Annotated in this window: 19 protein-coding genes; 9 read left to right on the top strand and 10 right to left on the bottom strand. The window is 72.8% G+C overall.

Annotation, left to right across the window (positions count from 1 at the left end; translation table 11 throughout):
• Positions 1-101: 101 nt before the first annotated feature.
• A complete protein-coding gene (locus WFH25_RS12835) occupies positions 102-1,727 on the top strand; it encodes a hypothetical protein (RefSeq protein WP_336697962.1) in 1,626 nt (541 codons plus the stop codon).
• On the opposite strand, the gene WFH25_RS12830 is transcribed toward WFH25_RS12835, so the two are convergent.
• Genes WFH25_RS12830 through WFH25_RS12805 form a run of 6 tightly spaced genes read right to left on the bottom strand, consistent with a single transcriptional unit; the run spans position 1,728 to position 7,952 of the window.
• Complete coding sequence (locus tag WFH25_RS12830) at positions 1,728-2,645, bottom strand: phosphogluconate dehydrogenase C-terminal domain-containing protein (RefSeq protein WP_092383824.1); 918 nt, start codon at positions 2,643-2,645, stop codon at positions 1,728-1,730.
• Positions 2,642-3,475 (bottom strand): sugar phosphate isomerase/epimerase family protein, encoded by an 834-nt coding sequence (locus tag WFH25_RS12825; protein WP_336697961.1) that lies wholly within the window; start codon positions 3,473-3,475, stop codon positions 2,642-2,644. The genes WFH25_RS12830 and WFH25_RS12825 overlap by 4 nt, the downstream gene beginning before the upstream one ends.
• Positions 3,472-4,332, bottom strand: coding sequence for a triose-phosphate isomerase family protein (locus tag WFH25_RS12820; protein WP_336697959.1), 861 nt, complete (start codon positions 4,330-4,332; stop codon positions 3,472-3,474). Before WFH25_RS12820 ends, WFH25_RS12825 begins: the two co-directional genes overlap by 4 nt.
• A complete protein-coding gene (locus WFH25_RS12815) occupies positions 4,332-4,832 on the bottom strand; it encodes a ribose-5-phosphate isomerase (protein WP_336697958.1) in 501 nt (166 codons plus the stop codon). Before WFH25_RS12815 ends, WFH25_RS12820 begins: the two co-directional genes overlap by 1 nt.
• Before the next feature lie 10 nt (positions 4,833-4,842).
• On the bottom strand, positions 4,843-6,561 hold the full coding sequence (locus WFH25_RS12810) for a dihydroxyacetone kinase family protein (RefSeq protein WP_336697957.1): 1,719 nt from the start codon (positions 6,559-6,561) through the stop codon (positions 4,843-4,845).
• The gene (locus WFH25_RS12805) at positions 6,558-7,952 is read right to left on the bottom strand and encodes an MFS transporter (protein WP_336697956.1); all 1,395 of its coding nucleotides are present in this window, start codon (positions 7,950-7,952) and stop codon (positions 6,558-6,560) included. The genes WFH25_RS12810 and WFH25_RS12805 overlap by 4 nt, the downstream gene beginning before the upstream one ends.
• Positions 7,953-8,140: 188 nt before the next feature.
• Between WFH25_RS12805 and WFH25_RS12800 the strand changes: the two genes are divergently transcribed.
• Both WFH25_RS12800 and WFH25_RS12795 read left to right on the top strand, forming a co-directional pair.
• A complete protein-coding gene (locus WFH25_RS12800; RefSeq protein ID WP_070416464.1) occupies positions 8,141-8,881 on the top strand; it encodes a FadR/GntR family transcriptional regulator in 741 nt (246 codons plus the stop codon).
• A 196-nt stretch (positions 8,882-9,077) separates the two neighbouring features.
• The gene (locus tag WFH25_RS12795) at positions 9,078-9,764 is read left to right on the top strand and encodes a class I SAM-dependent methyltransferase (RefSeq protein ID WP_336697955.1); all 687 of its coding nucleotides are present in this window, start codon (positions 9,078-9,080) and stop codon (positions 9,762-9,764) included.
• On the opposite strand, the gene WFH25_RS12790 is transcribed toward WFH25_RS12795, so the two are convergent.
• The 4 genes from WFH25_RS12790 to WFH25_RS12775 all read right to left on the bottom strand — a co-directional run bounded on the left by WFH25_RS12790 (position 9,724) and on the right by WFH25_RS12775 (position 14,585).
• Positions 9,724-10,647 carry a sugar phosphate isomerase/epimerase family protein gene (locus WFH25_RS12790; RefSeq protein WP_442892415.1) on the bottom strand — a complete coding sequence of 308 codons (924 nt, stop codon included), beginning with the start codon at positions 10,645-10,647 and terminating at the stop codon, positions 9,724-9,726. The genes WFH25_RS12795 and WFH25_RS12790 overlap by 41 nt on opposite strands.
• Positions 10,644-11,855: a DUF993 family protein gene (locus tag WFH25_RS12785; RefSeq protein WP_336697954.1), complete on the bottom strand. Its 1,212-nt coding sequence runs from the start codon at positions 11,853-11,855 to the stop codon at positions 10,644-10,646. Before WFH25_RS12785 ends, WFH25_RS12790 begins: the two co-directional genes overlap by 4 nt.
• Positions 11,852-13,162 (bottom strand): Gfo/Idh/MocA family protein, encoded by a 1,311-nt coding sequence (locus tag WFH25_RS12780; protein WP_336697968.1) that lies wholly within the window; start codon positions 13,160-13,162, stop codon positions 11,852-11,854. Before WFH25_RS12780 ends, WFH25_RS12785 begins: the two co-directional genes overlap by 4 nt.
• A 382-nt stretch (positions 13,163-13,544) precedes the next feature.
• Positions 13,545-14,585 carry a LacI family DNA-binding transcriptional regulator gene (locus tag WFH25_RS12775; protein WP_336697953.1) on the bottom strand — a complete coding sequence of 347 codons (1,041 nt, stop codon included), beginning with the start codon at positions 14,583-14,585 and terminating at the stop codon, positions 13,545-13,547.
• Positions 14,586-14,833: 248 nt separating this feature from the next.
• On the opposite strand from WFH25_RS12775, the gene WFH25_RS12770 reads away from it, so the two are divergent.
• From WFH25_RS12770 to WFH25_RS12745, 6 genes are all read left to right on the top strand, one after another.
• On the top strand, positions 14,834-16,117 hold the full coding sequence (locus WFH25_RS12770) for an extracellular solute-binding protein (RefSeq protein ID WP_229086647.1): 1,284 nt from the start codon (positions 14,834-14,836) through the stop codon (positions 16,115-16,117).
• Between the two features lie 77 nt (positions 16,118-16,194).
• On the top strand, positions 16,195-17,169 hold the full coding sequence (locus WFH25_RS12765; RefSeq protein ID WP_217647206.1) for a carbohydrate ABC transporter permease: 975 nt from the start codon (positions 16,195-16,197) through the stop codon (positions 17,167-17,169).
• Positions 17,166-18,080 carry a carbohydrate ABC transporter permease gene (locus tag WFH25_RS12760; protein WP_336697951.1) on the top strand — a complete coding sequence of 305 codons (915 nt, stop codon included), beginning with the start codon at positions 17,166-17,168 and terminating at the stop codon, positions 18,078-18,080. The genes WFH25_RS12765 and WFH25_RS12760 overlap by 4 nt, the downstream gene beginning before the upstream one ends.
• Complete coding sequence (locus tag WFH25_RS12755) at positions 18,080-19,771, top strand: hypothetical protein (RefSeq protein ID WP_336697950.1); 1,692 nt, start codon at positions 18,080-18,082, stop codon at positions 19,769-19,771. The genes WFH25_RS12760 and WFH25_RS12755 overlap by 1 nt, the downstream gene beginning before the upstream one ends.
• Positions 19,768-21,765, top strand: coding sequence for a DUF6807 family protein (locus tag WFH25_RS12750; protein ID WP_336697949.1), 1,998 nt, complete (start codon positions 19,768-19,770; stop codon positions 21,763-21,765). Before WFH25_RS12755 ends, WFH25_RS12750 begins: the two co-directional genes overlap by 4 nt.
• Positions 21,762-22,247, top strand: coding sequence for a tetratricopeptide repeat protein (locus WFH25_RS12745; protein WP_092383850.1), 486 nt, complete (start codon positions 21,762-21,764; stop codon positions 22,245-22,247). The genes WFH25_RS12750 and WFH25_RS12745 overlap by 4 nt, the downstream gene beginning before the upstream one ends.
• Positions 22,248-22,252: the final 5 nt, after the last annotated feature.

The following is a 22,252-nucleotide window of genomic DNA, read 5'->3' as shown; positions in this document are numbered from 1 at the left end:
CGTGCGCTCCGTCCTCGGGGCGGCAGTGCCCCGTCCTCGGAGCGACGTCGCTCCTGGACACATCATTGCGCAACCGGTTGACCGACTGGTAGCAAAGGGACATGACCGACGACGGTGCGTGGGCGGACTCGACCGCCGAGGACGTGCTCGCCGTCGGACCGTGGCGTGTGACCCTCCGCGGCGCCGAGCTCGCCGACGTCCGCCACGACGGGGTGCCGGTGCTGCGCGGCATCCGGTTCGTCACCCGCGACCAGGACTGGCGCACCGCGGACGACACCGTCACCCGCCGGACGACCGACACCGACACCGACACCCAAGCCGACACCGAGGCCGAGGCCGACGCGACCGACGAACACGGGCACGCGCGGGCCCGGACCCGCGCCCGCATCGAGGTGACGAGCGCCTTCGACGGCGCCGAGGTCCTCCGCACCACCCTCGACCTCACGATCGCCGACGACACCCTGCACGTCGACGCGACCGCCACCACGACGGCGCCGTTCCGCCGCAACCGCATCGGCCTGGTCGTCCTGCACCCGCCGGCCCTCGCCGGCACCTCGTTCGCGGTCCGCCACCCGGCAGCGCCCGCCACGGCGCACACGTTCCCGCTGTGGATCGCCCCGCACCAACCCGCGACCGACGTCGCCGGGTACGCGTGGACGACCGGCGGCACGGACTGCACGCTCGACCTCACCGGCGACGTGTTCGAGATGGAGGACCAGCGCAACTGGACCGACGCCTCGTTCAAGACCTACTCGACGCCGCTGGCCGAGCCCTTCCCCGTCGCGCTCGACGCCGGTGCCGTCGTCCACCAGGCGCTCACGCTGCGCGCGGTGCGACACCCGGGAGGCGCACCCTCCCCCGCCCCGGACCTCGCCGCGCTCGACGGGCCGGCCCCGACCTCCGTGGTCACCCCGCCCCCGACCCTCCAGCTGCTGGCCGCCTCCGCCCCGGCCGCTGCGCGCCCGGACGACGCGGCACTCCCCGGCGGCGTGCCGATCCTGGTCGAGCCCGTCCTCGGCGACCCCGACGTCACCGCGGTGCTCGCCTCCGCTCGGCGGGACGCCCGAGGCGCACCGCTCGACGTGCGGTTCGTCACCGACGACCCGGCCCTGCTGCGCGCCGCGGTCGACGAGGTCCTGGAGTCCGGGCCGGTGGTGCGCGTCGGCGCGTTCGACCCGTCGTCGCACGTGACGACCACGGCGCTGCAGCGGGCGCTCCGGGGGGCGGCGGCCGCACACGAGGGACTCGACGTCGTGGCGGGGACACGCGCGCACTTCACCGAGCTGAACCGCACGATCGACCTGTTCGGCGACTGGGACGGTCCGCTCACGTTCAGCGTGACGCCGCAGATGCACGACCGCAGTCGTGCCCAGGTGACCGAGTCGATCCGGATGCAGCGCTGGGTGGCGATGAGCGCCTCCAGGCTGGCCGCCGGCAGGCCACTCCACGTCGGGCCGGTGACGCTGCGTCCGCGGTTCAACGCGGTGGCGACGTCACCGCGTCGGGCCGTGACCGACGCGTCGGTCGAGGCCGGCTACGGGCCGCAGTCCGTGCCGGACGCGACGGATCCGCAGCAACACTCCGCGCCCGCCGCCGCGTGGTTCGACGCGGCGGTCCAGGCGCTCACGGTGCCGGGAGTCGCCTCGATCACGCTCGCCGAGGCGTGGGGACCGAGGGGAACGCCCCGCCGGAAGGGGGTCGGCGGGGCGTTCCGGTCGCGGGGGTGATCAGCGCTTGACGGCGTCGATCTTGAGCATCTTGGCGATGACGCTGTCGAGCTCGCTGTCGTCGAAGACCTGCTTCCAGTCCTCCTTGATGAGCTTCTCGCGGCCGTAGCCCATCGCGATGTGGCAGGCGTCCGAGAACGGGTTCGAGCCGCGCAGGCCGTTGGTCAACGCGATCCAGGTGTGGCCGTAGAGCATGGCGCGGGCGGCCTCGCGGGGCACGCCGACACCGGTGACGGTCTCCTCGAGGGCGTCGTTGAGGAAGTCGCCGATCATGCAGGCGATGGTCTCGACGAGCGTCGGCTCGAGGACGGCGAGCTGCTTCACCGTGACCCAGTGCACCTGGATGACGGGCGCGTACATGGTCGTGATGACGGCCTCGGCGACGGCCTTGGCGGCGTCGCCCTCGTCGCCGAGCGACTCCGACGCGTCGAAGGCGGCGATGACCTCCTGCGGGGCGGCGATGCCACCGAAGGTGTCGTCCCACTCCTCCTTGGTGGTGCGCTCGAGGAACACCGACGGGTGGCACGGGTGCGCGACGGCGTAGTGGATGTCCTCGCGCTTCGCGAGCAGCCCGGCGTAGGCGGCGGCCGGGTCGAGGGTCAGGATGCTGGCACCCGACTTCATGACGGGGACGAGCTGCTCGGAGATGCTGCCGAGCAGGACGTCCGGCACGGCGAGGATCACGACGTCGGCGACCTTGGCGGCCTCGACGCTGTCGGTGAGCGACCGGCCGAGGGCCTCGATGCGCTCCTGCCCGGCGGGCGAGGCCTCGCTGTAGAGCGTCGTGTACTCGCTCTTGGCGAAGTTGTTCGAGACGCGGGTGCCCATCTTGCCGCCGGCACCGATCACGGCGACGGTGACGTCGGCCGTACCGGATCCGGCAGCGACGGTGTGGGGGGTGGTGACGGTGTCGGTCATGATTCCTTGCTCCTGATGTACTCGATGGTGTGTTCGGTCCACGCCGCCTCGATGCGGGTGGTGGTCTGTGCCGGGTCGCCCGTGGCGCCGAGGGCCTCGTCCTGCCAGGGCAGCCAGAACTCGACCACGCGGTTGATGCCCCGTGCGTCGGGGTGGATCGCGGCGCGGACGGCGTCGTAGTCGAGGAGACCGGTGCCGGTGCGGACGCCGGTGTACTGGAACCCGACCCAGCCCGGTGAGCGGGTGAACCCGGAGTCCTTGACGTGCCAGTTGCGGGTGTACGGGGCGGCCGCGGCGACCACGTCGGCGGGGTGCTCCAGCCGCGCGACGGTGTTCGCCGGGTCGAGGCAGATCCCGAGGTGGTCGGAGCCGACGGCCCGGACGACGGCGACGAGGTCCTCGGTGGCGACGACCTCGTAGGTCTCGAGCGCGAGCGTCACCCCGGCGGCCTCGTACGCGGGGAGCGCCCGGCGCAGTCGGCGTTCGGTCTCGAGGGCGTCGGGCTGGTCGTCGCCGCTCGTCCACATGCTCCGCACGAGGGTCGCGCCGAGCGCCTGCGCGACGTGGAGGTACCGCGCGAGGTGCTCCGGGGCCGTGCCACGGGTGCCGACCTCGAGCGCGAGCCCGAGCTCGTCGGCCAGTGCCCGGATCGCGGCCAGTCGGTCGTCCGAGGCGGTGTCGAGCGGCAGGTGATCGCAGATCTGGAAGAGGTCGACACCGTCGTGCGCCGCTGCGTCCCGCATCGCGTCGTCGAGCGACATCGGGTCCGGCACGCGGTCGGACATCCGCCAGAAGTAGGCGTAGGTGGAGAGGCCGAGCAGGGAGGTCATGCGGTCGCCCCCAGCTGCGCGGCTTCGTCGAGGATGGTCCGGATGGCGGCGGGGTCGTGCGCGAACCGTCCGAGGAACAGCCCGCCGATGCGCCCCTGCCCACGGGTGAGCAGGCCCGGTCCGGCGCTACCGCCGTAGATCGCGACGGAGCCGGAGAGCTCCGGCCGGGAGGCGAGGTGCTCCTCGATCCCGGCGAGGACCGCGACGATGTGCTCGTCGGGCGCGGGCGCCGGGGCGCCGATCGCCCACACGGGTTCGTACGCCGCGATGACCGGCCCGGCGAGACCGTCCGCGGTCGCGGTCGCCAGGAACCGGTCGAGCTGCGCGGTCACGTCCGCCACGGCGGTCTCACTGGAGGCAGGGCCCACGCCGGCCGGTTCCGACGCGTCGCGGAGCTTGCGGAGCGACGTGGCGGCCGAGCCGGTGGGGAGGGTGGTCTCCCCGACGCAGATCAGGGGCCGCAGGTGGTTGCGGAAGGCGGCGTGCACCTTCCCGGCGATCTCCTCGTCGGTCTCGTGGAACAGGGAGCGCCGCTCCGCGTGCGCGATCTCGACGAGCGCGACGCCGATCTCGCGCAGCTCCGCACCGGACACCTCGCCGGTGAAGGCGCCGGTGTCCGCCCAGGCCAGGTCCTGCGAGCCGAGCGTCACGGGGGCGTCCCCGATCACCTCGCGCACCGGCACGAGCGCGGGGAACGTCGGGATGACGAAGAGCTCGACGGCGCCGGACTGCACCGCGGGGTGGGTCCGGGCGATGTCGGCCACGGCGGCTGCCCACTCGAGCGTCCGGGCGTGGGAGAAGTACATCTTCAGCGACACCCCGATCGTGAGCGGGGCGGCTGCCGTGGACGCGGGCATCAGGCGTCGGTCCCGACCGGGGCCGACCCGTCGGCAGTGCTCGTTTCGTACGAGCAGATTGCCTGCACCTTCTCCGCGCTCGCGGACGACGTGTCGAAGGTGTAGCCGAGCCACTCGCGCGCCATGCGCCGGGCGACCTCGACGCCGACGACGCGCTGGCCCATGCAGAGGACCTGGGCGTCGTTCGAGAGGATCGAGCGCTCGACGCTGAACGAGTCGTGCGCGGTGACGGCCCGGATGCCGGGGACCTTGTTCGCGGCGATCGCGACGCCGAGTCCGGTGCCGCAGATCAGGATCGCCCGGTCCGCCTCGCCGTTCGCGACGAGCCGTGCGGCGTCGACGGCGACGTGCGGGTAGGCGGTGTGCCCGTCCGCGTCGACGCCCACGTCGACCACGGACTCCACCCGCGGATCGGCGAGCAGATCGGCCTTGATGATCTCCTTGTAGTCGAACCCGGCGTCGTCGGAGCCGACGACGATGCGGAACTGCTGCTCGGTCATGGGGTCTTCCTTACTTCTCGGAGAGCGTCGCGAGGACCGCGGCGGTGATGAGTGCGAACGAGATCGCACCGGCGTCGGGGGTGCCGACCGCGTCCTCGCCGTGGGTCCGGGCGCGGCCCATCCGCGGCAGCAGGTCGGCGGTGGCGTCGGCCGCGGTCGTGGCGGCGGCGGACGCGGCGGACCAGGCGGTGACCAGGTCGTCGCCGGCCGCGATGCGGGCGGTGAGGACCTCGTCGAACGGGACGAGCGCGTCGACCATGGTCTTGTCGCCCGGGACGGCCCCGAACGCGAGGACGGCCTCGGCGGCCGCGTGCACGGCGCCGGCGACGGTGGTGGCCGTCGGGCGCGAGGTGTCCCCGAGGACGCGACCCAGTGCCTCCAGGGCCGCACCCCAGATCGCGCCGGACGTGCCGCCGGCCTTGTCGGACCAGGCGTCACCGGCGATCGCGAGGACCGATCCGGCACCGGCGCCGCGTGCTGCGGCGTCCTGCGCCGCCGCGTCCGCCGCGGTGGAGCCGCGCTGCATGCCGATCCCGTGGTCGCCGTCGCCGGCCACGGCGTCGATGCGGCCGAGTTCGTCGGCGTGGGCGTCGATCGTCGCGCGCACGGCCGTGATCGCCGTCGCGATGCGGGTCGCGGCCACCCGGGACTCGTCGGTGCCGACGCTCACGGGGACGACCACGCCGGCCTCGAGGACGTCGGAGGACACGGGCTCCTGCGGGACGGCACCGCCCTTGCGGTAGGCGGGACTGTCGGCCGGGGCGGCCCACAGTTCCTCGAGCTCGTCGTCGAGCCAGAACAGCGTCAGCGAGACGCCGGCCATGTCGAAGCTCGTGACGAGTTCGCCGACCTCGGGCTCGACGACGAGTGCGCCAGCCGCGGTCAGTCGGCGCTGCACGGCGTCGAACACGACGAAGAGCTCCTCGTACTTGACGGAACCGAGGCCGTTGAGGATCGGGACGACGCGTGCTCCGTCGGCTGCGACACCGGACGGCAGCTCGGTGAGCAGCTTGTCGACGAGCAGGTCCGCCAGTCCGGACGCGGTGGGGACGTCGGCTTCGTCGATGCCGCGTTCGCCGTGGATGCCCATGCCGATCGCCATGCGCCCCTCGGGGACGGTGAACAGGGGTTCGTCCGCGCCGGGCAGCGAGCAGCCGGAGAACGCGACACCGAACGATCGGGTGCGGTCGTTCGCCCGCTCGGCGATCGCCGTGACGGTGTCGAGGTCGTCGCCCCGCTCGGCGGCGGCTCCGGCGACCTTGAACACGCAGAGGTCGCCCGCGATCCCGCGGCGCTTGTGGGCCTCGGCGCTCGGGGCACTCGCGACGTCGTCGGTCACGCGGACCGTGCGGACGTCGATGCCGGCCGCGGTGAGTGCCCGGGCAGCTGCGTCGAAGTTGAGGACGTCGCCGGCGTAGTTGCCGTAGCTCAGGAGCACCCCGCCGCCGTGCTCGGATGCATTCGCGACCGCCGTGACCTGCTGGGCGCTCGGGCTGGCGAACAGGTTCCCCATCGCCGCACCGGCCGCGAGCCCGTGTCCGACGAGCCCCCCGAACGCCGGGTAGTGCCCGGACCCGCCGCCGACGACGAGCGCCACGGTCCCCTCGGGGCTGGTGGTCGAGCGGGCGACGCCGCCGTGGACCTTCCGCACCCGGGAGCGGTTCGCGGCGACGAAGCCGTCGACCATCTCGTCCGCGAAGTCCGCGGGGTCGTTGAACAGGCGGGTCATGCGTGGGACTCCTGGGTCGTGGTCGTCGCGGCCTGCGCGGCAGCGTCGGCGTCGCGTCGCTCGTTCCGCTTCGTGGTCCGGCCGAGGACGAACATCAGGACGCTCGACAGCACCATGAAGAACCCGACGATGAACATCGGCACCTGGTACCCGCCGGTCCACTCGCTGACGGCGCCGGTGATGTACGGCGCGGCGAAGCCTCCGAGGTTGCCGACGGTGTTGATGAGCGCGACGCCCGCCGCTGCTGCGGCACCGGTGAGGAACTGCGTCGGGACGGTCCAGAAGTTCGGCAGCGCGGCGAAGATCGAGCACGCGGTGATCGCGATGACGGCGACCGTGGCGGCCGGGCTGTTCATGTAGAGGGCCACCGGGATGCTCAGGCCGCCGACGAGGGCGGGGACCGCGATGTGCCACACCCGGACGCCGCGCCGGAACGCGTCACGCGACCAGAAGTAGAGCACGACGGCGGCGGGCACGTACGGGATCGCCGTGATGAGCCCCTTCTGGAACAGGTCGAACGTGGTGCCGAACTGCTCCTGGAAGCCGTCGATGATGGTCGGCAGGAAGAAGCTCAGGGCGTACAGGCCGTAGATGAAGCCGAAGTACACGGCGGCGAGCATCCAGACGCGACCGGAGCCGAACGCCGCTCGGAGGCCGCCCTTGCCGTGCGCGCTCCCCTCCTTCTGGCTGTTCTCCTTCGCGAGGGCGCCCTCGAGCCAGAGTTTCTCGTCCTCGTCGAGCCACTTCGCCTGCGACGGCTTGTCCTTCAGCACGAAGAGGCACAGGATGCCGACGATGATCGCGGGGATCGACACGCAGAGGAACATGAAGCGCCAGCCCGCGAGGCCGCCGAGCAGTCCCTCGTGGGTCATCAGCCAGCCGGCGAGCGGCGAACCGATCACGCTGGTGAGCGGCTGCGCCAGGTAGAAGAGCGCGAGCATCTTGCCGCGGTGCCGGGCGGGGACCCAGGTCGACAGGAACAGGATCGCGCCGGGGAAGAACCCGGCCTCGGCGATGCCGAGCAGGAAGCGCAGGCCGACGAGCTGCGGGTAGTTCTGCACCCACGTGAAGAGCAGCGAGACGATGCCCCACGTGATCATGATGCGGGCGAGCCAGACGCGGGCGCCGAACTTGTGCAGCGCCAGGTTGGACGGCACCTCGAGCACGAGGTAGCCGATGAAGAACACGCCCGAGGCGAACCCGAACTGTGCGGCGGTCAGGCCGAGGTCGGCCTCCATGCCGTTCGGGGCCGCGAAGGAGATCGCGGTGCGGTCGAGGAAGTTGATGAAGAACATCAGCGCCACGAAGGGCACGATGCGGATCGCGATCTTGCGGATGGCCGTCTTCTCGACGACCGAGGTGGGGATGCCTCGCGTGGCGGGGATGTCCACGATGACTCCTGCTCGGGTGGGGTGGTGCTCCGGTCGGCTGCTGCGCCGGGGACGGAGGTGACGCATCGGTGCGCACGGACCAGTGTGCGCGGTCACTCCAAACTTGTCAACCGGTTGACCATTCCGTGCCGCCGCGGCTCGGCGAGGAGTCCCACCGCAACCGGTTGACCGACCGGTACGCTCACTGCATGCCCGCGTTCAGCCCGGACGACCCGCTCAACATCCGCCTCGAACTCGAGTCGGTGCCGACGGGCTCCCCCGCCTCCGAGGTCGCCCGACAGCTCGTGTCCCTGCTGACCGCCGGCGACCTGGCACCCGGTTCGCGGTTGCCCTCGGAACGGGTGCTGGCCGAACGGCTCGGGGTCGGTCGGTCCGCCGTGCGAGAGGCCCTCGCGGCGCTCGAGATCCTCGGCATCGTGCAGATCCGCCCGGGTTCCGGCACGTACCTGCAGGGCGGGACCTCGGACCTGCTGCCGACGACCCTGTCGTGGGGGCTCATGCTCGCGTCGAACCGGACGCGGGAGCTGCTCGAGGTCCGGTCGTCGCTCGAACGCACCGCGGCGATCCTCGCCGCACAGCGTGCGACGCCGGCGCAGCTCGACGAGCTCCAGACCTACATCGACCGACAGCACCAGGCGCTCGACGACCCGGACGCCTTCATCGACGCCGACGTCCGGTTCCACGTGCTGCTCGCCCGCTCCGCCGGGAACGACGTGCTCGCCGACCTGCTGCAGAGCCTCCGCTCGATGCTCAGCGTGTGGGTCGGCCGTCGCGTCCGGACCCGCCAGGCCACCGAGGCCGCGTACGAGGAGCACCGTGCGATCCTCGAGGCGCTCCGGGCTGGGGACGTGCTCGCGGTGCAGCGGGCGATGGACGACCACATGGCCACGGCGAGCGCTCGCATCGAGCACGCCGGCCCCGCCGACTGACGGGCGGGGCGCGGGGGCGCGCGGGCGCGCGGGCGCTTCGTGAGCAGAAATGGTCGGGTCGGGGACAGCGTCCCGACATCTTCTGCTCACGATCGGGCGGCCAGGAGGCGCGGCGCGGCCCCGCCACGCACGGTGCGACGTTGCCGGGGTGGCAACACCGCTTGGGTTCCGGCGGTCCGTGCGGTGGAGTGACGGCATGCACACGCACCGGGAGCCGTCCGACACGACCGCACGCAGCTGGTGGGAGGCCCGCTACGCCGAGCACGACGGGATCTGGTCGGGGCGGGTGAACGCGGTGCTCGCCGACGTCGCGTCGTCGCTGCCCGCGGGACGCGCGCTGGACCTGGGCTGTGGCGAGGGCGGCGACGTCGTCTGGCTCGCCCGGCAGGGGTGGGCGACCACCGGGGTGGACCTGTCGGTGACGGCGGTCACCCGCGGGTCCCGGGCTGCCGTCACCGCCGGGGTCGAGGAGCGGACGGCGTTCGTCGCGGCGGACCTCGACTCGTGGGACACCGCGGCGCGGTTCGACCTCGTCACGGCGTCGTTCCTGCAGTCGTGGCCGGTCGAGATCCCGCGTGGGGCGATCCTGCGGCGGGCGGCCGGGTTCGTGGCGTCCGGCGGGCACCTGCTCGTGACGGCGCACGCCGCGCCCCCGCACGGGGACCTGCCCGAGGAGATGCGGGCGTACCGCTTCCCGACGCCGGCGGAGGACCTCGCGGCGCTGGGGCTCGACGACGGGTGGGAGGTCGTGGCCGCCGAGCTCCGACCGCGCACCGCGGTGACGCCCGAGGGAGCGCCGCACGAGGTGCTCGACAGCGTGGTGCTGGTCCGCCGCCGCCCCCTCAGCGAGGCAGGGGCAGGGGCAGCGGCACCGATGCCGTGAACGCCCGGACCACCCGGTCGACGACGTCCGTCGCCGGGGCGTCCCACACAGCCTGGTTGAAGATCTCCACCTCGACGTCCCCGGAGTACCCGGCGGCGGTCACGGCAGCGGTGACCGGCCCGAAGTCGATGTGCCCGTCCCCCATCACACCGCGCGAGAGCAGCGGGTCGGCGGCGATCGGGGTGAGCCAGTCGCACACCTGGTAGCTCGCGATCCGCCCGGCGGCACCGGCGCGGGCCACCGAGGCCGCGAGTGCCGGGTCCCACCAGACGTGGAACGTGTCCACGACCACACCGACGGCAGCGGCCGGGAAGGGCGCCGCGAGGTCGAGGGCCTGCGCGAGGGTCGACACGACGGCCCGGTCGGCGGCGTACATCGGGTGCAGGGGCTCGACGGCGAGCTGGACGCCGGCGTCGAGGGCGTGCGGGACGAGGTCGGCGAGGGCGTCGGCCACGCGGTCCCGGGCGTCGATCAGGTCGCGGGACCCCTCGGGCAGCCCTCCGGCGACGAGCACGAGCACCGGCGCGGACCCGGGCGCGCCGGCCTCGGCCAACGCCGCGGTCTCGTCGATCGCCCGGCGGTTGTCGTCGAGTGCCCGCTGCCGTTCGGTGCCGGCCGGGAGGGTGAAGAAGCCGCCGCGGCAGTGCGAGGACACCCGGAGGCCGGAGTCGGCGACCATCCGCACGGCCTCGGACAGCCCGACCTCGGCGACGGGCTCCCGCCACGTTCCGATCGCCTGGACGCCGGCGGCGCGGACGGTGTCGAGGGCGTCCCGGAGCGAGGCGTACTTGATCGTCGCCTGGTTGATCGAGAGCCGCGGATGCGGGGGTGCGGAGCCCGGGGCGGCCCCGGTCCGCGTGGCGCGGACGACGGGGGTGCTCACGCGACGGCCCCGGAGAGCGGGCGGTCGGCGGGGGTCGAGCCGCGCCTCCTGGCCGTCACGGGCACACCGGACACGGTGAGCAGGTCGTGCCACCGCGACGCCGCGAGCGACGGGTCCTCGAGCGCGCCGCAGGCGTTCGCGAGCCGGACGGTCTCGGACAGGTGCGGCAGGGAGCGGCCGGCGTGCTGACCGCCGACCATGGCGAAGGCGCCCTGGTGGCCGTTCAGCCAGGCGAGGAAGGCGATGCCGGTCTTGTAGTGCCAGGTCGGGGCGCTGAAGACGTGGCGGGACAGGGCCTCGGTGGGGCCGAGCAGCGCGCGGAAGGCGGTCTCGTCGGGGAGGGCCCGGACGGCGGCGGAGGCGATCGGCGCCACGGCGGCGAACGCGCCGAGCAGGGCGTCGGAGTGCGTCCGATCGGTCCCGGCGATGAGGTCGACGTAGTGGAAGTCGTCGCCGGTGAACATCCGGACGCCGGCGGGCAGCTGGGAGCGGAGGGCGACCTCGGCCCGGGCGTCGAGCAGGCTCATCTTGATGCCGGCGACCTTCGACCCGGCGTCGCCCATGATGTCGAGCACGGTGTCGGGGCCGTGCTGACCGCCGAAGTAGCCGGCGAGGGCGGGGTCGAACGCCTCCCCCAGCCAGTGCAGGACGACGGGGGCGCTCGCGCGCTCGATGACCCTGCGGTAGACGCGGCGGTAGACCGCGGGATCGCTGCCCGCCAGGCGCGCCAGGTGCCGGCTCGCCATGAGCACGACCCCCGCGCCGGCGTCCTCGGCGTGGTGGAGCTGGGCGACGTAGGCGTTGACGACCTGCTGCTCGGTGGCGACCTGGTCCGGGAGGTCGTCGGTGTTCACGCCGACGACGATGCGGCCGCCGACGGACTGCGCCTCGCGAGCGCTGCGCGTGATGAGCTCGCGCGTGGCGGCCGGGTCGAGCCCCATGTTCCGCTGCGCGGTGTCCATCGCGTCCGCGACGCCGAGGCCCCACGACCAGAGGTGGTGCCGGAACGCGAGGGTGGCGTCCCAGTCGAGGTCCGCCGGCGCACCCGGCGTGTTGTCGGCGGCGGTGCGCGGGACGACGTGGGCGGCGGCGTAGACGACGCGCTCGGTGAGCGGGGCGGTCGGCTTCGCGGTGGCCGCCACGGCCGGCTCGCGCAGGTCGACCCGGCTGGTCGTGCCGTCGGGCGCGAGGAGGGTCAGGGTGGTCATGCGCGTGCTCCGACGGTCTCGGCGTCGTCGGCGCTGTCGGCGCGGTCGGCGCGGCCGGTGCGTTCGGCGCTGTCGGCGCGTTCGGCGCTGTCGGCGCTGTCGGCGCGTTCGGCGCTGTCGGCGCTGTCGGCGCGTTCGGCGTTGTCGGCGCTGTCGCCCTGGAGGCGCGGCTCGGCCCCGGTGGGCAGGGTCAGCTCCGGCAGGTCGATGCGTCGTCCTTCGGCGCTCGAGCGCAGACCGGCCTCCGCGAGCGCCACGCCGCGGGCACCGGACAGCAGGTCGTAGGGGTGCGGGCGGCCGGCCACGAGGTCGTGCAGGAAGTCCTCCCACTGCGCGCGGAAGCCGTTGCCGAACACCTCGTTGTCGGGGACCTCGAGCCACTGCGCCCTGTAGTCGCGGTCGTCCCGCAGGTCGGGGTTCCACACCGGCTTCGGCGTCGCCGTCCGGGGCTGGATCCGGCAGCCGAACAGTCCCGCGACGGCGCTGCCGTCGGTGCCGTCGACCTGGAACTCGACGAGCTCGTCACGGTCGACCCGGACCGCCCAACTCGAGTTGATCTGCGCCGTGATGCCGCCGGCGAGGTCGAACACGCCGTAGGCCGCGTCGTCCGCAGTCGCCGCGTACCCGGCCCCCTGCTCGTCGGTGCGCTCGTCGATGTGCGTGACCGCGCGGGCGTACACCGACTCCACGCGGCCGAACAGCTGCTCGAGGACGTAGTTCCAGTGCGGGAACATGTCGACGACGATGCCGCCGCCGTCCTCGCGGCGGTAGTTCCAGCTCGGCCGCTGCGCGGTCTGCCAGTCCCCCTCGAACACCCAGTAGCCGAACTCGCCGCGGACGGAGAGGATCCGGCCGAAGAACCCGGAGTCGATGAGCCGGCGGAGCTTCCGGAGGCCGGGCAGGTAGAGCTTGTCGTGCACGACGCCGTTCGGCACGCCGGCGTCGGCGGCGAGGCGGGCGAGCTCGAGTGCCTCGTCGGAGGTCTCCGCCGTGGGCTTCTCGGTGTAGACGGCCTTGCCGGCGGCGATCGCCTTCCGCAGGGCGTCGGCGCGGGCGCTCGTCACGGCGAAGTCGGCGAAGACGTCCCAGCGGGGATCGGCGAGGGCGGCGTCGAGGTCGGTCGTCCAGTGCTCGAGGCCGTGCCGGGTGGCGATCTCCTCGAGCTTCGCGGCGTTCCGGCCGACGAGGATCGGTTCGACCTGCAGCCTCGTGCCGTCCGGGAGCGGGAGCCCGCCGTCGTCGCGGATGGCCAGGATCGACCGCACGAGGTGCTGGCGGTAGCCCATGCGTCCGGTGACGCCGTTCATGATGATGCCGATGGTGCGCGTGGTCAACGCGTGCTCCCTTGCTCGCTGTGGCCCGCTCGCCACCGTGGTGGAAAGCGCTTGCCGGAACCGTACACCACGGCCCGTGCCGACCGCACGCGCGTGTTCGGGTGTGTGCGTTCGGGGCGGGGCGTGCGGCGTGGGCGTGCGGGGGCGTGCGGTGCGCGGGCCCGGGGCGTGCGCACCCCGCGCCACTTCGTGAGCAGGAATGGTCGGGTCGCGCCACGGCACCCGACCGTTTCTGCTCACGATCCGGGCGACGGGACGGGCCCGGGCGCGGGGATGGGCGCGGGCGACGGGGACGGGCGCGGGCGACGGGGACGGGCGCGGGGCGCCCGGGCGCGGCGCGCCCGGGCCGGGCCCGCTAGCGCGCTGTGCTCGCGCGCAGCACGACCTCGCCGTCGATGGCGCCGTCCGCCTCGAGCCCGAGGGCCCGCCGCACCGCCCGCTCCCCGATCTCCTCGAGGGGCAACCGCACCGTGCTCAGCGCCGGCACGACGTCGGCGAGCATCCGCACGTCGTCGAACCCCGCGACCCCGACGTCCACCCCCGGGACGAGCCCGCGCTCCCGGATCGCCGCGACCGCCCCCACCGCCATGAGGTCCGTGACCGCGAACACGCACCGCGGCAACGCCCCCGAGCCCGCCGCAGCCCGGTCGAGCAGCGACACCATCGCCCGGTACCCGCCGTCCCGCGTGAACTCCGACGGCACCACGGCGTCGTCGGGCACCCGGATCCCGTGGGCGGCGAGGCCCGCGACGAAGCCCTCGTAGCGCGCGTGCGCGGTGGCGAGCGACGGATCCCCGGCGAGCACCGCGAACGAGTCGTGCCCCTGTTCCACCAGGGCCCCGGCGAGCGCCGCAGCACCGCTGAGGTTCCGGATCACGAGTGGTTGCACTCCCGACACGCCTGCCACGGCGCCGTCGAGGTCGGACACGAGCGCCGACACCCCCGCTCCGGCCGCGACGAGCCCGGAGACGGCCGACGCCAGCTCGGCGCCACCACCGAGACGACGGCTCACCGCGAGCACCACGGCCCGCGGCCGGAGCCCCGCGACGACGCCGAGGACGGCCGCCTCACGCGACGGGTCCCCTCCCGTCGACGTGATCGTGACGACGAGCCCGGCGTCGTCGGCGGCACGGATGGCCCCGGCGGCGATGGCTGCGAAGTACGGATCGGCGATGTCGCCCACGACGAGCGCGAGCGTCGTGGTGGTCCCGCGGGCGACCGCCTGGGCCTGCACGTTGGCGGTGTACCGGAGCTCCCGGGCCGCAGCGTGGACGCGGTCGACCGACTCCTGCCGGACCTTCCGCACGCTGCCGTTGAGCGCGCGCGACGCGGTCGCGAGGGAGACGCCTGCCCGCGCAGCCACGTCGGCCAGGGTGACCGAGCTCCGTTCGGGCATGTCGCGCCTCCAGTCCGTCGGCTCCGCGCTGTGTGGCGAGGGCTGTCTGTGGCGAGGATAGCGATTTCCCGCCCGCCGGGGCGGAGCCGCGGCAACGGATCGAGCCGTCACGTCACAATGTCCAAACATTCTGCAGGAAAGCGCTTGCCAGAATCACCGGGCGTCGTGTAGACCTTGTCTCCTCGGCCGAGACACCCCGAACGCTCGCCCACGGCAGACGCCAGTGGTCCCGAACGAAAGCAGTGACGATGAAGTCATCCAAGAAGATGCTCGCGCTCGCCGGCGGCATCGCCGCACTGGCGCTCCTGAGCGGCTGCGCCTCCGGCAGCGGTTCCGGCGACGGCGGCAAGGTCGACCAGCTGACCTTCTGGCTCTCCACGTCGACGGCGCAGGAGAAGGGCTACCAGGACCTCGCGACCGACTACGAGAAGAAGACCGGCGTCACGGTCAAGATCGTGAACCTGCCGTACGACGGGCTGCAGACGAAGCTCCGCGAGTCGGCGCAGGCGAACTCGCTGCCCGACGTCGTGCGAGCCGCGGGCATCGACCCGATCTGGACCGGCAAGACCGTCGACCTGGCCTCGATCGTGGACGACGACGCGAACAAGATCGACAAGGACATCATCGCGAAGGACGACGACGGCAAGGTCACCTCGATCCCGTCCGACGTCACCGCGGCGGGCCTGTTCGTGAACAAGTCGCTGTTCGACAAGGCCGGCATCGCCTACCCGACGGACCCCGCGAAGGCCTGGACCTGGGATGAGTTCCTGCAGGCCGCCGACCAGGTGAAGGCGAAGACCGGCGCGAAGTACGACCTGGTGTTCGACTCCTCGCCGTCCCGCCTGCGCGCCTACATGTTCACCAAGGGCACCGACTTCATGCAGCAGGAGAAGGACGGCTCCTTCCCGACCGACGCGAAGACCGTCTCGGCGCTGCAGGACTTCGCCGACATGAACGACGACTCGACGATGCCGAAGTCGGTGTGGACGAGCGGGCAGGACCCGAACGCCCTGTTCAAGAGCGGCCAGGTCGTCGCCTACTTCTCGGGCGTCTGGCAGTCGTCGGACTTCGCGTCGAACATCACCGACTTCGACTGGGCCAGCGCCGCGACCCCGGCCGACCCGACGCACGCCACCGAGATCAACTACGGCGGCAACATCGTCGGCTTCGAGAACTCGGACGCCCGCGGGACCGCGGCGAAGAAGTTCATCGACTACATGTACGAGCCGACGAACTACGCGAAGCTCGTGACGACGAACGGCTTCCTGCCGGTGGAGACCGGGCTGGACATCAGCTACCCGTTCGAGTCGCAGGCCGCCAAGGACTCCTTCGCGCTCTACCAGAAGGAGATCGACGCGGCCGACCCGATCTCGAGCTCCTACGCCAAGGAGAGCGCGAAGTGGGCGGTCGAGGGCAAGGAACTCGGCACCGACCCCACCACCGCCGAGGTCGGCAAGCTCATCAACGGGCAGCAGTCGGCCAAGAAGACCCTCGAGACGATCACGAAGTACTACGAAGAGCACGTCGGATGACGGATCGGGGTCGGGTGCACGCACCCGACCCCGGCGTCTTTCCCCCAGCAACACCGCGACGAACGAAGAGGATCATCGTGAGCATCCCCACCGCAGCCGGCGACGTGCAGACCGCCGTGCCCACCCCGGTGCCGCCCCGCCGGCCCGGAGCCGCGAAGACGACCAAGCGCCGCCGCTCCGGCGTCAGCAAGCCCGTCCTCGCCCCGATCCTCTTCGTCAGCGTCAACGCGGTGCTGTTCGTGGTGTTCTTCGTGTGGCCCGCGGTCATCGGCCTCGGCTACTCGTTCACCGACTACAACGGTGTCGTCGCCCCGAAGTTCATCGGGCTCGAGAACTACTTCGAGCTGTTCGCCGACGACACCTTCTACGCGGCACTCCTCCGGACGTTCCTCTACGCGATCGTGGCGGTTCCGCTCGGCTTCGTGCTCTCCCTGTCGATGGCGCTCATGCTCACGAGCCCCGCGGCGAAGGGCCGGAGCGTCGCCCGCATCGTCTTCTTCGTGCCGTGGCTCATCTCGCCGATCGTGACCGGCGTCATCTGGCGGTGGATGTTCGGCGAGAACTTCGGGCTCGCGAACTTCGTCATCGAGTCCTTCGGCGGCAAGGCCGTCCCGTGGCAGTCGAACGCGGACCTGTCGCTGCTCGTCGTGGTGTTCGCCACCGCGTGGGCCGGAGCCGCCTTCAACATGCTGCTGTTCGTGGCCGCGATCCGGAACGTGCCGCAGTCCTACTACGAGGCGGCGTCCCTCGACGGCGCCGGCGCCTGGCACCAGTTCCGCTACATCACGCTGCCGAGCATCGCACCGACGTCGTTCATCGTGGTCCTGCTGTCGTCGCTCGGCGCCTTCAAGGAGTTCGCGACGATCCAGGCACTCAACGGCGGCGGTCCCGGCACCGACAACAACCTGCTCGTGCAGTACATCTACACGAACGGGTTCCAGAACGCCCACATCGGCTACGCGAGCGCGGCGTCGATGGTCCTCATGCTCATCCTCATGGCCATCGCGCTCATCCAGCTGGCCGTGAACCGTCGGACGGAGGCCCGCCGATGACCGCAACCCTGCCCAGCGCCTCCGGCGCACCCGCGACCGACGTCACGTCGGGAACCACCAGGAACACGACCAGGACCAAACGCCTCGACGGCCCGCGCCGCCCCAGGGCCATCGCCGCCACCGCCCTGCTCTGGGTCTTCATCATCGCGTTCGGCTTCCCCGTGCTCTGGTTCGTCCTGAGCGCGTTCAAGCCCGGCGGCGAGCTGTTCTCCTACCCGCTCACCCTGTTCCCGAAGACGTGGTCGGTCAGCGGCTTCACGGAGGCCTGGGCGAGCTACGACTTCGCCCGCTACTTCGGCAACACCGTCATCGTCGCGCTGGTCACCACCGTCCTCACCGTGCTGGCGAGCGCGGCGACGGGGTACGCGCTGGCGAAGTACGACAACAAGTGGCTCAAGGTCTTCTTCGTCTGCATCCTCGCGACGACGATGCTCCCGACCGAGGTCATCCTCGCGCCGACGTTCATCGTGATCCGCGACCTCGGCATGTACGACTCGCTCGCCGGCATCATCGTGCCGTCGGTGATCACCGCGACCGGCATCTTCATGTTCCGGCAGTTCTTCCTCACCGTGCCGGACGACCTCGTCGAGGCCGCCCGCATCGACGGCGCGAGCGAGTTCGGGATCTTCTGGCGGATCATGCTGCCGATCTCCCGCCCGATCATGCTGACGCTCGCGATCTTCTCGTTCCAGTGGCGGTGGAACGACTACATCTGGCCACTGCTCGTCCTCAACGACCCGCACCAGTTCACGATCCAGATCGCGCTGCAGAGCATCGTCGGCGCGGAGAACGTCAACTGGACGGTCCTGCTCGGCGCCTCGGTGATCTCGATCATCCCGCTCGTCCTCATCTACCTGGTCTTCCAGAAGTACGTGAACGGCGCGGACCTCAACGCGGGCCTCAAGGACTGATGGGCTTCCTCGACCTCGCCGGCACCGCGGCCGACGCCGACGCGGCCCGGCTCCGGCAGGCCACCGACGCCCCGGAGACGCTGCAGCACCGCGAACTCATGGCGCGCGCCCTCACCCTGGTCGGGGCGTGGGTCCGGAACGAGCGGACGGGAGGCGCGGCTCGCCCCACCGACGACGACCTCGCCACCGCGCACGGCTGGGTCCGGCACCTCGCCACCAGGCAGTCCCCCGGCGGCACGTTCGTCGGCGGCGACAACGTCCTCTCCCCACCCGACTCCGCGTTCACGGTCAACGACGTGTGCGACGCCATCGAGCTCCTCGCGCCGTACCGTGCGACCGTGCCGACGGCCGCGGCGCTGGCCGACGACCTCGACGAGATCGTGCACCGCGCGACCCCGGCGTTGCTGACGGGTGGCGTGCACACCCCGAACCACCGGTGGGAGATCGCGGCCGCACTCGCCCGCGTCCACCGGCTCCACCCCGACCCGGCCCTCGTCGAGCGGATCGACGAGTGGCTCGCCGAGGGACCGGACATCGACGCCGACGGCCTGTGGTCCGAGCGCAGCCCGAACTACGCCGCGGCGGTCTCGTGCCCGTCCTTCCTCGTGCTGGCGTCGGTGCTGGGGCGGCTCGAGCTGCTCGACCCGGTGCGCCGCTCGCTCGACGCGACACTCGCGCTGCTCCTGCCCGACGACACCGTCGAGACCGTGCAGTCCCGACGGCAGGACCAGTCGCGGCCGTTCGGGATCGGACCGTTCGCACCCCTGCTCTGGCACGTCGCGGTGCTCGACGGCCGAGCCGACCTCGCCGCCGTCGCCGCCCGGGCAGCGGTCGCCGACACCTGGCAGCCCGGCGCGGTGGCCGCACGGGCGATGACCGACCCGGTGCTCGAGCGGCCGCTGCCGGCGGGCGCACCGCTCCCCCGGTGCACCTCGACGTTCCGGGCGGCACGGCTCGTCCACGTCCGCGAGGCCGACCGCGACGTCGTGCTCTTCGCCGGCTCGGACGTCCCGGCGGCCGGACACGTCCGCTCCGGGCTCGCGAACAGCCCGACGTTCCTGCGGGTCGTCGCCGGCGCCGTCGTCCTCACCGACGTCCGGCTCTCGCGGGAGTTCTTCGGCCTCGGCCCGTTCCGCCCGACGAGGCTCGAGGACCTCGGCGCCGGCCGGTTCCGGCTGACCGAACGCGTGTCGGCCGACTACCACCAGCCGCTCGCACCCGAGCACCGGCGGGCAGACGGTGACTACGCGCTCGCCGACGAGGGGCGGTTCTCGGCGTCGATGGCTTTCGGTAGCCGGACCGCCGACGAGGTGGCGCTCACGACGACGGTCGACGTCGCCCTGACGGCCGACGCGGTCACGCTCGACATCGAGACCGCTGGGGCCGACGTCCCGTGGTCGCTCCAGCTGACGTTCCGCGACGGGGGTACGTTCTCCGGTGTGAGCACCGATGCCGCCACCGCCGAACGCGTCCTCGTCACCGGGACCGCTTCGTACCGCGTCGGCACCGACACCGTGACGATCGGGCCGGGCAACGGCTCCGGCCCCGGGCAACCCGCGTTCTACGCGCCCGGCCAGGACTACGCGTTCCTCGGCGGGACGGACCGGCCGACGGGCTCGCACGTCCACGTCACCGGACGCGCGCCGGGCCGGACCCGTGTCGTGATCGGCACCCCGTCGGTGGGGTCGTGACCACGGAGCGACCGGCGGCCGGAGACCCGAGCCGCACCGCGCCTCCCGGCATCGTCCTCGTCGGCGCGCGCGGCTACGGCCTGCACCACCGGGCGACCATCGACCGGCTCGTCGGCCTCGGTGTCTGCACGCTGACGGCCGTCGTCGACCCGACCCTCGACGCCGACGTGGACGGCGGCGTGCCCGTCGTCCACGACGTCGCCGCGGCCCGCGCGACCGGCCCGGTCGACGTCGTCGTGGTCGCGGCCCCGATCGCCGCGCACCTCCCCCTCGCCCTGGCCGCCCTCGAGAGCGGCGCCGACGTCCTCCTCGAGAAGCCCCCGGTCACGACCCGCGCGGACCTGGCGAGCCTGCTCGACGCCGAACGACGCAGCGGGCGCGTGGTCCAGGTGGGGTTCCAGAGCCTCGGGTCGCACGCGCTGCCCGCACTCCGTGACGGGTCGCTCGTCGGGACCGTCCGGTCCGCCGCGGCCGTCGGCACCTGGACGCGCGACCAGGCGTACTGGGACCGCTCCGCCTGGGCCGGCCGCCGCCGGGTGGACGGGGTCGACGTCCTCGACGGGGTCATCACGAACCCGCTCGCCCACGCCGTGGCGACCGCCCTCGCGCTCGTCGGCTGCCGTCGAGCCGACGAGGTGGCGCGCGTCGAGGTCGAGCTGTACCGGGCGAACGCGATCGAGGGCGACGACACCTCGGCCGTCCGGGTCACGACGACCGCCGGACGCGAGGCGACCGCGGCGCTCACCCTGTGCGGGCCGACCGAGGTCCTCCCGAGCGTGCGGGTCCGCGGCACGACCGGGAGCGCGGTCCTCGGGTACACGACCGACGAGGTCACGATCGACGGGGTGACCCACGGCCTCGGGCGCACCGACCTGCTCGAGAACCTGCTCGCCCACCGGTCCCGCGGCGACGCGCTGCTCGTGCCGCTCGTGTCGACCGGCGCGTTCGTCGAGGTGCTCGAAGCCGTGCGGGCGACCGAACCGGTGCAGATCGACCACCCGTGGGTGACGTGGGACGGCGAGGGGCCCGCGCGTCGGCCGCTCGTCACGGACGTCGAGGCGGTCGTCGACCGCGCGGCGGACCAGGGCGCACTGTTCTCCGAGGTCGGCGCACCCTGGGCGCACGCGGACCGCGACGAGGTGCTCGACGAGCTCGTCGTCGACGGCGTCGCGGTCGCATCGGTCCTCGACGGCGCGGGGACGATCCCGACGTCGTCGCCCCGCCCGTACCTGCACCCGGTGCGGACCCTCGGCGGCACGGTCGTGAGCGCCCACCACCCGCCGGACCACGACTGGCACTGCGGCGTCGGGTTCGCGATCCCCGACCTCGACGGCGTGAACTGCTGGGGCGGACGGACGTACGTCCACGGCGAGGGCTACGTCTGGCGCGACGACCACGGGAGCGCAACGGTCGTGCACGCCGAGCACCACGGCCCCTCCCTGCGGCAGGAGGTCGTCTGGCGCGGTCCCGACGGCCACGTCACCCTGCACGAGGACCGGGCCCTCGCCTGGCGGGCGGTCGACACCGGGTGGGAGCTCACGTGGTCGTCGTCGTTCCGCGTGCCAGGGGACGCGGTCGTCCGGCTCGGCGGCCCGGGCAGCAACGGTCGGGTCGGGGCCGGGTACGGCGGCTTCACCTGGCGCTTCCCGCCGTGCGCCGACATCGCGGTCCGGACGGCGACGGCCAGCGGCGAGGACGCGGTGCACGGGTCGGTCGCGCCGTGGGTCGAGTGGTCGGCCGTGTTCGAGGGCGTCGGCGCCACGATCCGGTTCGAGGCCCTCGACCACGACGACCCGTGGTTCGTCCGTGCCGCCGAGTACCCCGCGGTCGGCTCGGCGCTCGCCTGGCGCACCCCGACGCTCGTGCACCCGGGGGTGCCCCTCGTCCGGTCGTTCCGGGCGACGGTCTCGGACGGCCCGGTCGAGCACGGCGCGATCCGGCACGGCCCGGGCGAGCACGGCCTGGACCGGTCCGCCAATACGCTGGTGGGATGAGCACCGAGGACTGGGAAGCCCGCGTCGCCGAACTCTGGGCCGACGACACCATCGACGACCAGGAGCGCATCAACCGCATGCGGGTCCTCGCCGACGCCGCACCCCACCCGGCGCTGGGCGCGTTCGAGCTCGGCGGGGCGAACGACTCCGGCGGCCACGAAGCCGAGGCCGACGTCCACTACACGGCCGCGACGGCAGCCGGGCTCGACACCGTGGACCCGACGAGGGCGGCGCGGATGGTCGTCCAGCACGCCTCGACGCTCCGCAACCTCGGCCGGGTCGACGAGGCGATCACGATGCTCCGCGACGCCCCCGAGCACCCGGCGACCGGCGCAGCGCCGAAGGTGTTCCTCGCACTCGCGCTGCACAGTGCCGGTCGCCACGACGAGGCGCTCCGGGTCGCGATCGAGGCGGTGGAGCCGACGCTCCCCCGGTACCACCGGTCGGTCCGGGCCTACGCGGCAGCCCTCACCGACGCCTGACCGCG

The sequence above is a fragment of the Curtobacterium sp. USHLN213 genome, assembly GCF_037144815.1.
In the GTDB taxonomy this organism is placed as follows: Bacteria; Actinomycetota; Actinomycetes; order Actinomycetales; family Microbacteriaceae; genus Curtobacterium.
Note: the sequence above shows the minus strand (reverse complement) of the source record. Positions and strands in the feature narration are given on the sequence as shown.